Source organism: Vibrio sp. 2304 (assembly GCF_033339475.1).
GTDB classification, from domain to species: domain Bacteria; phylum Pseudomonadota; class Gammaproteobacteria; order Enterobacterales; family Vibrionaceae; genus Vibrio; species Vibrio alginolyticus.
This window is the reverse complement of the sequence record NZ_JAWOUQ010000001.1, coordinates 727804-741852: the sequence shown is the minus strand read 5'-3', so window position 1 is coordinate 741852 and position 14049 is coordinate 727804. Positions and strand designations below refer to the sequence as shown.

The 14049-nt window shown below is 44.7% G+C and carries 13 protein-coding genes; 8 read left to right on the top strand and 5 right to left on the bottom strand.

What is annotated here, in order from left to right:
* Positions 1-85 precede the first annotated feature (85 nt).
* The gene (locus tag R7P64_RS03350; protein WP_285386055.1) at positions 86-2059 is read left to right on the top strand and encodes an acetoacetate--CoA ligase; all 1974 of its coding nucleotides are present in this window, start codon (positions 86-88) and stop codon (positions 2057-2059) included.
* Positions 2060-2210: 151 nt separating this feature from the next.
* On the opposite strand, the gene R7P64_RS03345 is transcribed toward R7P64_RS03350, so the two are convergent.
* Entirely contained in the window at positions 2211-2786 is a 576-nt protein-coding gene (locus tag R7P64_RS03345) for a class I SAM-dependent DNA methyltransferase (RefSeq protein WP_005375567.1), read from the bottom strand.
* 171 nt (positions 2787-2957) lie between these two features.
* Between R7P64_RS03345 and R7P64_RS03340 the strand changes: the two genes are divergently transcribed.
* Together R7P64_RS03340 and R7P64_RS03335 are read left to right on the top strand one after the other, a co-directional pair.
* Positions 2958-3836: a LysR family transcriptional regulator gene (locus R7P64_RS03340; protein WP_005375568.1), complete on the top strand. Its 879-nt coding sequence runs from the start codon at positions 2958-2960 to the stop codon at positions 3834-3836.
* Positions 3837-4012: 176 nt separating this feature from the next.
* Entirely contained in the window at positions 4013-4906 is an 894-nt protein-coding gene (locus R7P64_RS03335) for a cation diffusion facilitator family transporter (protein ID WP_005389400.1), read from the top strand.
* Positions 4907-5057: 151 nt separating this feature from the next.
* Here R7P64_RS03335 and yddG read toward each other — a convergent pair whose 3' ends face one another.
* A complete protein-coding gene (gene yddG / locus R7P64_RS03330) occupies positions 5058-5960 on the bottom strand; it encodes an aromatic amino acid DMT transporter YddG (RefSeq protein ID WP_285386053.1) in 903 nt (300 codons plus the stop codon).
* Positions 5961-6080: 120 nt separating this feature from the next.
* Between yddG and R7P64_RS03325 the strand changes: the two genes are divergently transcribed.
* The 5 genes from R7P64_RS03325 (at position 6081) to R7P64_RS03305 (ending at position 10358) form a co-directional block, all read left to right on the top strand.
* Positions 6081-6230: a hypothetical protein gene (locus tag R7P64_RS03325; protein WP_017634379.1), complete on the top strand. Its 150-nt coding sequence runs from the start codon at positions 6081-6083 to the stop codon at positions 6228-6230.
* 12 nt (positions 6231-6242) lie between these two features.
* Complete coding sequence (gene elbB / locus R7P64_RS03320; protein ID WP_017634378.1) at positions 6243-6893, top strand: isoprenoid biosynthesis glyoxalase ElbB; 651 nt, start codon at positions 6243-6245, stop codon at positions 6891-6893.
* A gap of 333 nt (positions 6894-7226) precedes the next feature.
* On the top strand, positions 7227-8375 hold the full coding sequence (yiaY, locus tag R7P64_RS03315; protein ID WP_005375581.1) for an L-threonine dehydrogenase: 1149 nt from the start codon (positions 7227-7229) through the stop codon (positions 8373-8375).
* Positions 8376-8524: 149 nt separating this feature from the next.
* Positions 8525-9601 carry a PQQ-dependent sugar dehydrogenase gene (locus R7P64_RS03310; RefSeq protein ID WP_005388249.1) on the top strand — a complete coding sequence of 359 codons (1077 nt, stop codon included), beginning with the start codon at positions 8525-8527 and terminating at the stop codon, positions 9599-9601.
* Positions 9602-9743: 142 nt separating this feature from the next.
* Positions 9744-10358, top strand: a complete 615-nt coding sequence (locus tag R7P64_RS03305) for an HAD family hydrolase (protein ID WP_171342528.1) — start codon at positions 9744-9746, stop codon at positions 10356-10358.
* A gap of 108 nt (positions 10359-10466) precedes the next feature.
* Here the strand turns inward: R7P64_RS03305 and R7P64_RS03300 are convergent, their stop codons facing one another.
* The 3 genes from R7P64_RS03300 to R7P64_RS03290 all read right to left on the bottom strand — a co-directional run bounded on the left by R7P64_RS03300 (position 10467) and on the right by R7P64_RS03290 (position 13722).
* Positions 10467-10946 carry a Dps family protein gene (locus tag R7P64_RS03300; RefSeq protein WP_005388254.1) on the bottom strand — a complete coding sequence of 160 codons (480 nt, stop codon included), beginning with the start codon at positions 10944-10946 and terminating at the stop codon, positions 10467-10469.
* Positions 10947-11246: 300 nt separating this feature from the next.
* Entirely contained in the window at positions 11247-13247 is a 2001-nt protein-coding gene (locus R7P64_RS03295; protein ID WP_318123163.1) for a methyl-accepting chemotaxis protein, read from the bottom strand.
* 121 nt (positions 13248-13368) lie between these two features.
* Positions 13369-13722 carry a hypothetical protein gene (locus R7P64_RS03290; protein WP_005388258.1) on the bottom strand — a complete coding sequence of 118 codons (354 nt, stop codon included), beginning with the start codon at positions 13720-13722 and terminating at the stop codon, positions 13369-13371.
* Between the last annotated feature and the right edge of the window lie 327 nt (positions 13723-14049).

Below are 14049 nucleotides of genomic sequence, written 5' to 3'. Positions count from 1 at the left end.
ACACGATATAATATCTGGCTTGTTTGACTTTATCGTGTATTCCTCTCAAACTAAAACCTGTTATCACTTTGTTATAGAGGGACCTATGCGCGAGAGCAGCAAAGTATGGCAACCGAGCGAAAGTCGTATCGAAGAAGCCAACATTACACAGTTTATTGAACACATTAATCGACAAGGAAATACCCTTGAAAGCTTCGCTGATCTGCATCAATGGTCACTCGATCATGCAGAAAAATTTTGGCAGGAAGTTTGGCTATTCTGCGACGTCATTGGTACTCAGGGAGAGACCATAAAAGAGCGAGCAGAAAGTCGCTGGCAGCAACCTGTTGAAAATAGGGATATAAAATGGTTCCCAAACGCGCAAATTAACTACGCCGAAAATTTGCTAACCTACGCGTGTCACCAACCCGATGATCTCGCGATTTGGTTTGAAAATGAACGTGAAGAAAAACAGACCTACACCTGGAAACAATTGTGCGAAGAAGTTTCGAGTGTGCAGCAATGGTTGAAAGAATGTGGAATTAAGCAAGGTGATGTCGTCGCTGGTTATTTACCTCACCTACCTCAAACGGTGATAGCTATGCTAGCAACCACCAGTTTAGGGGCGACCTGGACTTCCACCTCACCTGATTTTGGCGTCGAAAGCGTTTTGGAGCGCTTTGGTCAAGTGAAACCCAAAATCCTGTTTACTTGTGATGGCTATACATTCAATGGCAAAACTTTCGATATGTCTGAGAAAAACCAGCATATTACGGATCATCTTGATGGTCTTAAACAAGTTTGCCAAATTAGCTACCTTAAACCACACATTTTTGAATGCGATGTCTGCACCCAAGATTGGCAAAACGTCCTGAATCAATACACACCCGAAGCGCTGACTTTTACTCGTGTGAATTTTAACGATCCGCTATTTGTGCTCTATTCTTCAGGCACAACAGGCAAACCGAAATGCATCGTTCATTCCGTCGGCGGAACGGTGCTTAATCACTTGAAAGAGCATCAACTGCATTGCGATATTCAACCGAACGACCGAGTGTTTTACTACACAACCTGCGGTTGGATGATGTGGAACTGGCACGTTTCTTCACTCGCGAGCGGTGCATGTTTGGTGATTTTTGATGGTAGCCCTGTTTACCCTACTCATAATGTGCTCTGGGACCTCGCAGAACAAGCCGAAGTGACGCTATTTGGAACCTCAGCAAAATACCTAGAGGCGCTGGAAAAAGCATCTTTTTCTCCGCAGAAAAGTGATGCATTTTCAAGTCTGAAAACCATTTGTTCGACTGGCTCTGTTCTGTATCCAGAACAGTTTGATTATGTCTATCAGCACATTAAAGAAGATGTACACCTCGCCTCGATTTCTGGCGGAACAGACATTTGTGGCTGCTTTGTATTAGGCAACCCTATTTCTCCCGTTTATCGGGGAGAGTGCCAATCAGCAGGGTTAGGGGTCGATGTCCGAGTCTTTAACCCACAAGGTAATAGCGTAATGGGAGAGCGCGGTGAGTTGGTTTGTGCCAATTCATTACCCAACTTCCCCGCTGGCTTTTGGAACGACACCGGGGAGAGATATCATCGTGCTTATTGGGATAAGTTCGACAATATTTGGCACCACGGCGACGATGTTGAACAAACCAGCGTTGGTGGATACGTGTTTTATGGTCGAAGTGATACCACGTTGAATCCCGGTGGCGTAAGAATCGGCACGGCCGAAATCTATCAGCAAGTGAACAGTATAGACGGTATTCTAGATTCCATCGCAGTAGGAAAAGAAGTCGATCGCAACGAACAAATATGGCTGTTTGTCCAATTAATGAAAGGGATAGAGCTCAACGACGAGATGATCGCCTCCATCAAAGCACAGCTAAAGTCTGCATGTTCTCCAAGACATGTACCTAGTGCGATTTACGCAATAAGCGATATACCTAAGACACGCTCAGGAAAGCTGGTCGAGTTAGCCGTTAAGCAAGTCGTTAACAACCGAAGCGTCGAAAATTTAGGCGCAATAGCCAACCCTGAAGTGCTGGAGGAGATACGCAGGATAGTCGTCTCAAAATAACCTCCGAAGACTAAGTTGTTCGAGTATGTCCTTGCCTGCACCACGACGACTTGTTTAGAGCAAGTGAGAAGTTACATATACCCTCAGCAGATAAGAAAAAAGCGAGCTTGTTAGCTCGCTTTTGTCATTTTGTGTTCTTTATTCAGCAGTATTAGCGGCGACCAAGCCCCATTAATACCGACATTGTTTTACCGTCAGATACAATGTCAAAAACGTGTTGCGATTCAACTTCAGTAAAGCCTGCTTCTTTCAGTGCACGCTCAGACTTCGCAAGGGTAAAACCGTCTTGTTCACATTCTGCAATCCAATCAAAATGAACAAAATAGCCGCCGTGGTTAAGTAGAGAATGCGAGATCGTTAATGACGCGTCTAAGTCTTCCACGAACGCTAAAACTGATGATGCAACCACCAAGTCGAACTGTCCACGAAACGCAGGGTGCTGAGCGACCAAGCCGCGAGATAATGCATCTACCACAGGTTCTACGTTGACGAGCTCTTTTTTATCGAGTTCCTCAATCATGGCTTCCGATGCGTCTAATGCTACGATGTCTTTAACCATCGGTGACAATCGTTGACTTAACTGCCCTGTTCCGCATCCAAAATCTAGTACTTTAATGCCATCAAGCTGAGTTAGCTGTTGTAACTGCTCAAACACCGACTGCGCAAATTGCTCTGTTGCTGGATTTGATTCCCAGTTTTTTGCTAAGCCGTCCCAATCTTGTGCCATCGTGGCCTCCATGTTCACTTTTTGTAACCCACATAGATTACCGCAAAACCGTTAAAAGACCATAGACTTATCTGGCGGATTCGCGTTTTTTTCGATAATCTTTCATGGCTTTGGGAGCGCATCTGCATAATACCCAAATTCTTTGAATTCATTTATTGGTTGTGTCAAATCATGAACTTAACTCAAGTAGAAGCCTTCTGCACCATCGCTGAGTGTGGTTCTGTTTCTGAAGCGGCAAGGCAACTCGACTGCAATCGCACCAAACTCAGTATGTCGATTAAGGCATTAGAGAAAGATCTCGACGTTGAATTGTTTAACCGAACTGGCAACCAGCTCACCCTCTCTGAAGCTGGGAAAGCCATTTACAAAGATTGCGAACACCTACTTATCATCGCACAACGGGTCAGAAAGACCTGCGCTCAAATCTCGGAAGGGTTTAACGCGGAAGTTTGGGTAGCACGTGACGACTCCTTACCTGATGATCTCTGGCAAGAATTATCTCATACATTGAATAACCGCTTTCCTTCAACAACCTTCAACTTAATCTTGGCATCCAGTGGCGACTTAGCCAACTTGGTCAGTACCCACCAAGTAGATTTTGCTTTCGGCGTTGATTATGAGCGAGTAGACGATCCTCGTATCGTATATAACCCATTAGGCAAGATACGTATGATGTCAGTATGCAGTGTAGAACACCGCCTAAGTAAGATGCGCCGTGTCTCAGACGAGGATCTACGTAGTCAGATGCAAGCACTAATGGTGTACCTAAATGAGAAAGACAACCCTGAACTGCAACCTTTCTCGACTCGATATATTGGTTTTTCGAGTTTTGACTACATGCTGAACACCATCTTAGAAGAAGACGCTTGGGGCGTGCTTCCAGAACCATTAATCCGCCATTACCTTCGTCAGCAGAAGCTCGCCGTTATCAAACACACATACGGATTGACGCAAGAAGACTACTGTATGTTTTCACCTAACGGCCATACTGAGCATCCAGCAATGACGTGGTTAGCAGATAAATTGAGCGAGTATTTATTTGACTTCTAAACATTTTATCAGTGAGCGTCAATTTTACTGACACCAAAAAATTACAGTAAGCCATTGTTTTATAATAACATAAATAAAAACGCAATTTTTTAGATTAGTTACTGGTCACTTTGTGGTTGCCTAAATTACCTTATGAGCGAAGAATAGTAAGGTATTAAAATTCAAAGGCATCTTTTATGTGTGACAGGACAAGCAAAAACGAAAACCGTATTCTAACCATTTCAGCCCTTTTGGCATCTGGGTTCGCTGCTGGTGGTATGGTACTTGGCTTGCTTGTAGGCTCAATTGTCATCGTTTTTGACGGTGTTTACTCTTTGGTCAGCTTACTGTTAACTTTATTGTCACTGGCCGCTTCTTACTACATTAACAAGCCTTCAAAATCTGTATTCCCATTTGGAAAAGCGGTCTTAGAACCAATCGTTATTGCGATAAAAGCAGCCGTCATTTTAGTGGTTGTAAGCTTCTCTCTCTACTCTGCGATATCAGCATTGATGTCTGGAGGTCGCGAGGTCGATGCTTCTATTGCGACCTTATTCGGCATCGTGAATGTTATCGGCTGTGGTTACGCTTGGTGGTTTATGGCGAAACGCAGCCGCCGCTTCTCATCAGGCTTGATTGAAGCGGAGAAAAAACAGTGGCAAATGGATACTCTGCTAAGTGTGGCGGTGACCGTAGGATTTATCTCGGCTTGGGCTGTTTCACTAACGCCATTCTCTGAGTATGCGGTATATGCCGACCCCATGATGATGGTTTTAATGGGCTTTTACTTCCTCAAAGTACCGTTCGATATGCTAGTAGGTGCCTTACGTGAACTACTAATGATGACACCAAGCAAAGAGCTGTGTCAGAGCGTTGGCAAAGATGTTCTTGAGATTGAAAAAGTGACTGAGCATCAATTGAAACTGGCTGGCGTAACGAAGGTAGGTCAAGAGCTACGAGTAAATGTGGACGTACATATTGATGACGACACATTGGAGCTTGATACACTAGAGCACACTCGTAAGCAGCTTATCAAGCGACTGTCGAAGCACAGATTCAAGCTTCAACTACACTTGAACGTCGCTTATTAGAGTGCCACCAAAGAGCCGTTAAAATTCAATAAAAAGCTCCCAATCTCGGGAGCTTTTTTAATTTTTTCGATTTAGTTGCTTCGTATTCGAATACAGCTCGCAAGGGAGATCTGTTCGTTGCTCACTTAAATTCTCTGATCTCGTTGGTAACTTACCCAGCCGCTTCGCGCTTCTCTTTGGTGACTAACCAACACATCAGCGAGCCCACCGTTACCATCACAACGCCCTGCCAAAAGCTATGGCTCAGAGTTACGCCAAGAATAATGGAAGAAAATAAAGCGGAAAAAATGGGCGTGAAGTAAGACAAGGTGGCGAGAAAAACCATATTGCCGCCAACGATCGCGATGTTCCATAAACCATAACCACCAGCCATTAAAGCCGCAGAAGCCACTAAGTACCCCACCGCTTCCCAACTGAATGTCATTGGTGGCTCATCCGTAAACGCATATTTGACCCAAAGCGAAGCAGCTGTTGCAATGAAAAACAGGGTAATCGCATTATGTTTAGATTGCTGCCTTTGGGTTAAGTTGCAATAAAAGGCCCATATAACCGCCCCAGCGAAAGCCATAAAATACACCAGAGGGTTACTACTAACATTGGACATGATCTGAGTTATGGATAAGCCATTCTCACCGCACACAGTCCAAGCAACCCCAATAAACGCCAGCGTAACTGCTGGATAAAGCAACCAGTTTGTTTTTTTATTGCTGCCAAGGACCGCAAATAAAACCGTCAGTGCGGGCCAAAGGTAGTTGACAATCGACACCTCAATTGCCTGCGCGCGCGAGTTGGAATATCCCAAAGATAGAGCGAGAAATATTTCATAGCAGACGAACATCGCACCACCAAGCACAAGATACTTGGGAGAAAAGTAAGACAACTTTGGAATACCGACCACGATAAGAAGGAAAACAGAGCTAAGAGAGTACAACATGGCTGCCCCGCCTACAGGACCTAAACTCTCCGTAACCAACCTCGCGATGCCAAGCAGACAACTCCAAGAGAGAATCGCGATACAACCATAAAGTGTGAAACGAAATTGCACTGATTTCATGTGACCTACCACTCACGAATGCCAAAGGAAACGTCAGCTTAACTCAAAAATGATCAGGTTCAACGTACTGTTTTATAAAAATCAGTATAAAAATCATTCTATTAAGCCGTTGGAGTTGATATGAAACATTTTCTGCCCTCTAGTGTTATGCTTACACCCTTTGTTGTGCGCTACTATGATGAAGATGACAACGAGAGTGAAAACGTTAAAACACACTCGGAAACGCATGGTCTAGATAGCGAAGAGCAATCTAAGGAACGTTCAGAGTAAAGGAATCCAAACATGAAAAAAGTCGCAGTCATTTTAAGTGGTTCAGGCGTTTACGACGGTTCTGAGATCCACGAAGCAGTGTTGGCGCTCTACGCCATCGAGAAAGCAGGGGCAACTTGGCACTGCTTTGCACCTAACATTGACCAACTCCATGTCATCAATCACCTAACTGGTGACGAAATGGATGAAACCCGTAACGTCTTGATCGAATCAGCTCGTATCGCACGCGGAAACATTGACGATGTTGCCAAACTTAACGTTGATGAATACGATGCCCTACTGCTTCCAGGTGGATTTGGTGCTGCGAAAAACTTAACCGACTTCGCCGTTTCAGGTGCAGAGTGCTCCATTAACACACACGTAGCTCAAGCTTGTCGCGCGTTTGCTAATGCGAAAAAACCAGCTGGCTATCTGTGTATTTCTCCTGTCATTATTCCGATGATTTATGAGCAAGGCGTGAAAGGAACGGTAGGCAACGATGAGGCAGTCTCAATAGCATTTAATCAAATGGGCGGTGAACACACCACGTGCCCTGTCGAAGACATCGTTTTTGATGAAAAACACCTCGTACTTTCAACCCCTGCTTACATGTTGGCAGAAAATATCTCTCAAGCGGCCTCAGGTATCGAAAAGTTAGTATCAAAGCTGATTAAAATAGCTTAATTATTAGTAGTTAGCTTATAAAACACTTCCCTATCCCCATTGATAATTAAGTTATTAATGGGGATTTTTTATACTTTAGTCGAATTTAGAGATATATCCGCGTCAGAAGTCAATTTTTGCCAATCGTTTGCGTCCATAGTTTCATATTTGTTCTACTTTATATCAGTGTTGCACTTATACGCAGTGCAACAAGATCACTGTCACAGTTTTTCTCTTGCAAGTACCTCTAAGTAGGTAAACTTGCTTCAGATCAACTTCAATCTGGAAACGAATGTGCGACAGTAAACGGCAAATTAAGAAAGATTATTAAAAATAACGACGGAGCTATCCAATATGACAAGTGCATTTTTTATCCCTACGGTAAACCTAATGGGCGCTGGTTGTTTGAAAGACGCAGCAGACAGCATCCAATCTCAAGGCTTTAAAAAAGGTTTGATCGTTACGGATAAGATCCTTAACCAAATCGGTGTAGTCAAACAAGTTCAAGACCTTCTCACTGAGCGCGATGTAGCAACCGTTGTGTTTGATGGCACTCAACCAAATCCAACTATCAGCAACGTTAACGACGGCTTAGCACTTCTTACTGATAACGAATGTGACTTCGTTGTCTCTCTAGGTGGTGGTTCACCACACGACTGTGCGAAAGGTATCGCGCTTGTTGCTTCTAACGGCGGCAAAATCGCAGATTACGAAGGCGTAGACCAATCTGCAAAACCAATGATGCCACTTATCGCAATCAACACGACGGCAGGTACTGCATCTGAAATGACGCGTTTCTGCATCATCACTGACGAAGAGCGTCACATCAAGATGGCTATCGTTGATAAGCACACAACACCGCTTATCTCGGTAAACGATCCAGAGCTAATGCTCGCTAAACCTGCTTCGCTAACTGCGGCAACAGGTATGGATGCCCTAACTCACGCGATTGAAGCTTACGTATCTATCGCGGCAACACCAATCACTGATGCGGTAGCAATCAAAGCGATTGAGCTTATCCAAGCTTACCTACGCACAGCAGTGAAAAACGGTGAAGATCTAGAAGCTCGTGAACAAATGGCATACGCACAGTTCATGGCGGGTATGGCGTTCAACAACGCTTCTCTAGGTTACGTACACGCAATGGCACACCAGCTAGGTGGTTTCTACGACCTTCCACACGGTGTTTGTAACGCGATTCTTCTACCTCACGTACAGCGTTACAACGCGCAAGTATGTCCTGAGCGTCTACGTGATGTAGCGAAAGCAATGGGCGTAAACGTAGAAGGCATGTCTGCTGAAGAAGGTGCAGCGGCAGCAATCGACGCTATCGTTACTCTAGCGAAAGATGTGGGTATCCCAGCAGGTATTAAAGAGCTTGGTGCGAAACTAGAAGACATCCCAACACTAGCAGACAACGCACTGAAAGACGCTTGTGGTTTCACTAACCCTAAACAAGCAACTCACGAAGAAATCTCTAAGATCTTCGAAGAAGCGATGTAATCTCGCTACATAAACAATTCTCTAGCCTTAATTCAATCCCCGATCTCGTATCGGGGATTTTTTACATTCATATACAAGTGAATCTCTGCCAAACATAGTCTTTTAGTGTTAGCTTTTAAGTATTAACACGATTCATATTGGAAGGAACCATGAGAACGATTGCTGCTATCCTACTCGCTTGTTTATCCTTTTCTGCCAACACTGCCGAATACCGCGCCAACGAAGTGGCGAATGGATTTCAGATCCCTTGGGGGATCGAGTTCTTAGATAACCAACGCGTTATCGTCAATGAAAAGAACGGTACGGTTTCGTTGCTGGATATCACCACAGGCAAACCTCAAAAGCTGTTTAACGTCCCCAATGTGAACACCAGTGGACAAGCTGGTTTATTGGATGTTGCACTCGCACCGAATGCCGATAAGCAAAACCCGCAACTCTTCTTTACCTACAGCAAGCGCACGAGCAAAGGCAATACGGTGGCGTTAGCGACGGCGCAATTGCAAAACAATCAGCTTGTGAGCTGGAAAGATCTCTTTGTTGCTGATGCCATCACTGACACAGGGCGTCACTACGGCAGTCGAATTTCATTTGTTGACGACAAAGTTTACTTCTCAATCGGTGACCGTGGCGAACGTGATAATGGGCAAGACACTCAAACCCATGCTGGCAGTATTCTTCGCCTTAACCTTGATGGTTCGGTTCCACAAGACAACCCATTCAAACCTTCCGAAGCTCGTCCTGAGATATGGAGTTACGGGCACCGCAACCCACAAGGTATGTTTTACGACGAAGCAACTAAACAGCTGTGGTCGATTGAGCATGGACCACGCGGTGGCGATGAAATTAATCTAATCAAGAAAGGCGCAAACTACGGCTGGGCAAAAGTCTCTCATGGTAAAGAATATTGGGGACCGTTGGACGTTGGGGAAGCTAAGTCGTTACCGGGAATGGAAGATCCCAAGCTGGTATACATCCCTTCTATCGCACCCAGCAATATGATTTTGTACCGTGGTGATAAATACCCAGAGTTAGATGGGAAAATCCTCGCCGGTGCATTAAAACTGGCGCACATCAACGTGGTTTCTATTGATAATGGCAAGCTTACCGAATCAAAAAGATTAATGGAGAACCTTGGTGAGCGAGTAAGAGATATAACCATCAGCCCCGATGGTTATATCTACTTTTCTACCGACAGCGGCAAAATCTTTCGTCTTGAGGAAAGGTAATCAAACACTAAAATCGTTAAGACTATTTAATTTGTGACGTACTAGTGATTTATTTTCGTACAATCTAAGCAGAAGAATCTAAACTTAACAATAACCTTTTGTTTTTTAAAACGATAGTTCGGTTAAGTTGTACGAGGTCATTATGATTCCATTCCCTTTACAGCTCGATAAAATTAAAGCCGTGGTGTTTGATTTAGACAACACCTTGGTGAGTTCTGATATGAACTTCGGCGAATTGCGACAACAGCTTGGCTGTCCGCATAGTGAAGATCTATTGGATTTTGTCGACGCACTTGAGCATCCTCACCATCGAGAGCACGCTCATAATGTGATATTTGATTACGAGATTTCTGATGCTGAGCAGTCTGCTCCAATGATTGGCTGCCATGAATTGCTAGCCCACTTGCATCAAAATGAAATCAAAACCGCTATCGTGACGCGCAACTGCCAAATCGCCACGCAGCGCAAACTAGAGCACAACCAAATCTCTGTGGAGCGAGTCATCACTCGTGAATGCTTCCCGCCCAAGCCAGACCCTTTGTCTTTGCAGGTGTTGGCGAAAGAGTGGCGTTTGATGCCGGATGAAGTCCTTTATGTCGGCGATTACCTTTACGACTTACAGGCAGCGTATAACGCACAGATGCCCTCTTGCCTTGTTCATCACGGTAATCAAGAAACCTTCAATGATTCAGCCTCGTTGGCGCTTAATGAACTCAGTGATTTATTGAGCCGTTTCGAATCCTTACCACGCAAATAAAGCACACACATAAAACACGCACACAAAAAAAGGGGCACCAACGTGCCCCTTATGACTTATTCCCGATTGTTTCATGCGTTCCCAAGGATTGCTTGGGTGATGCGCTGCTTAGCCTTGTAGGTAAGCGTTAAGCATCCACATTAATTTTTCTTGCTCACGGATGTAGTCACCCATCAATGCCGCTGTACCTTCGTCATCTGCTTCACCCGCGTTTTGTAGAATCTCACGTTGTTTTAGAAGTAGAACGCTAAAGCCTTGAACCAGACCTTGTACACACTCCTCACCAGAAGTCGCGTTTTGATGTTCTTTAATTTCACTTGCTTCCAAGTAGTTGCTGAATGCGTGTGCTGGCGTATGACCCAAAGTTAGAATACGCTCTGCAAGCTCATCGATTTTTGTTTGTAGATCAGTGTAGATCTCTTCAAATTTTACGTGCAGTTCGAAGAATTGCGCACCTTTAATGTTCCAGTGGTAACCGCGAGAGTTCATGTACAACACTTGGTAATGCGCTAGCAGTTGATTTAGCTGTTGAGCTAGTTGTGCTGATTGTTCGCTGTCTAGACCAATTAGGCTTACTTGTTTGTTCATAATCTTGCTCCTAGAAGGATGATACCAATCGTAGTAACGAACGATTCTCTTACCGGGATTGGTATAAAGTTTAAAAATTCTTTTGCAGTATTTGCTGCCGATGGAGTCATATTACGACTCCGGCTCGGCGAAGAGAATTTGGTTTTAGCTATGATTTAAATAGCCAAATCCAATGAGCAAGTAGACGAATATCGGCGTATCATCCAACAAAAAGCCCCAACCCTTTTTGTGTAAAAAGGGTTGGGGCTTTTTTACTATTTGGTTAGCGTTCAAAAGTAGATGAACAGACGTAAATCTTATCTACGCCGTTTTAAAAGTTGCCATCTGTTGATTCAGCTCGGTAACTTGCTCTTTTACTTGCAATGATGTCTCTGATGCGCGTTGGCTGTTATTCGAAACCTCATCCACTGATTGAGTAATACCAGACATCAATCCAGTGATCGAATTGGTCGCATGAGATTGCTGCTCTGCCGCTGCCGCAAGTTCTGCCATTTGTTCATTCAAAGAACCAATTTGCTCGGTCGTGACAAGCAAACGAGTTACCGCTTTTTCAATGTGCTCAGCGCCCTGCTCCGCAAGTGATTGGCTGTGTTCAATCTCCTCAACCACCGAATTGGTCGAGCGTTGAATCGCGTTGATAATGCCGTTGATTTCCGTCGTCGATTGAGTAGTGCGAGTCGCTAACATACGTACTTCGTCCGCCACAACCGCAAAGCCTCGTCCTTGGTCGCCCGCACGCGCCGCTTCTATCGCCGCATTCAATGCCAGTAAGTTAGTTTGTTCTGCCAAGCCTTCAATCACCTCTGTAACTCGGCCAATGGCTTCGCTCTCTTTGCTTAACTGCGTCACCTGCGTACTCGCGGTTTCAATGCTGCCGTGCAAACTTTCCATAGTGACTTTGTTTTGCTCTAAAGCATCACGACCTTGTTCAATCTCGCCTTTTGAATCAGAAAGCTTCTGCACTGATTGATTAGCTTGATCTAGGGTGTTACGCGCGGCTAAAGCGATTTCATCCAATTGTTTTCCCATTTCAACAATGCTGGTCTGTTGCTTTTCTACATTCGCTGAAGTGACTTGCGCCGATTCCAACAAAGCTCCCATGCTGGTATCCACTTGGTGCGCTTTTTCACTCACCCCTGCCACGATGCTCGCTAACGATTGGTTCATGCGGTTAATCGAATCGGTAAGGTCTGCCAATTCATCTTTCCCAACAACGGTGAGCGGAGGCTGAGAAACGTCCCCTGAAGCGATCGTCTTTGCACGCTCCGATAAGTTTTTCACTCGACGACCAATGGTATTGCCCATGTATTTTGAAATCGCTACTGCGGCAAACAAAACCAATGCCGCTGCAATCAACATGGTGGTGAGTACGTTCTTGATCGACTGATTAATACCCTTTCCACTTTGATCAGCACGACTTTGCTGAGCCAATACGATCGTTTCTAAACTTTGGTCTAGGGCATCCGCTGCTGGTAACAGTTCGTTCGCCATCAGCAAGTTTGATTCGTTCCACTCTGGCGATTGACGCAATGCAATTACCTGCTCTGCTAAAGGAAAGTACAGTTGCTGCATTTCTTTAAACAGTGACCACAATGATTGGTCGTTATCAGTAAGCCTGTCGAGTTTACTGTCGATTTCCGCCACAGACTGATTGTGGTACTTAATCAAGTCGTGGTATTTGTCCAGATGATCTTGCTGCCCGTACAACAGGAAATCTCGCAGAGCAGACAGTGCATTGGCGAGCGAGGTATAGCTATCCGCGTAAACTTTAAACAAACGCTTTCTGTCTCCACCAAATGGGTTTCCTGACTCTTCATTGATTAAGCTTTGAAGCTGATCAAGTGCCACTTCTGCAATGGGTGCCGCTTCGTTAATAAAGAGGTTGTGCGCGGGTAAGTTCTCATCACTGTGGCTAAGTTCAATCAGCTTGTTCAAAGAGACTTTTACCGCGTCCCACTGGCTTTGAATCGCTTGAAAATCCTGTTCAGAGATCAGAGCCTGCAACGTTGGAAGCGACTCGTCTGTAGATGCCATGATATTGCGTACGTCCTCACTCAGACGTGCGCTCGCCTCTTCATCGCCACCTAGCAACATGTAGGCTCGAATAGAAGACAGCGACGCTTGAACGGACTGTTGGATACCGCGACTGGTGTCGACGGTCGGTAAATCGGATTTAAGTAACGAAGAGGCGTATTGCTCTACGGTAGTGACGTTGCGATACGTGAATACCGCTGATGCCATAAAAAGTACGGCTAGCAGCACAAAACTGAGCTGCAACTTCCCTGATATCGTAAGGTTCATCCATAAACTCCTGACAACGATGAGCCTTAAATATAACGATGTTTACAAAAATGTTAAATACTGGTATCAAAAGTTACTAAGAAAACCATGTAAATCACTATTTTAAGCCGATAAATAGGGCTTATTTGAAGTATGGTATGCGCTCACTACGTAAAATCAGATAATTAACGTAAGTCGTTTCTAAGCAGTCTTGATCCCACAACGAAAGAATCCGCTTAGTGGCGAAGTAGTAATCTTTATTACGCAGTAGCACACCCACCGTGCGGCTGAGCTGCTTAAAGCGCTGTTGCTCATTAGCAGAGATGTAATTGTCTTCATTTTGAATGATCGGCGCCAATCCATCGGCAAACCAATTGTTCAGAATTTCACGCATCTCTAGTTCTGACTCCGGCACATCCATACACGACAACTCACGATGCAGTGGCGGCGGTACTATGTACTTTGACGCTTTTGGCGAACTGACATAACGGTACATATCGCTCCTCCTTGTAAATGACTCTTATACCCAAGTGACTTCAAGATGCAAGATTCAGAGCGTTGTCATTGATTCGGGGTCAAGGAAAACAACGCAGCGTAATAGTCAGCTCTTTCCAAGTTGTTTGACACAGAAGCCGAGTCAATGACACGCTCCCGAAGGGCGAGCTGTCTTGGTTTGTATACTTTGTTGTCGATTCTTGATTTAGACCCACTAGACCTTTAAATCGCCGCCGCGTCTACAAACCAAGCCATTCTCGCTGAACCTAACATCTCGAGGTTACTTGGGTATAAACTAGCTAAGAATACTTTTTTCAATTTCCAAGTT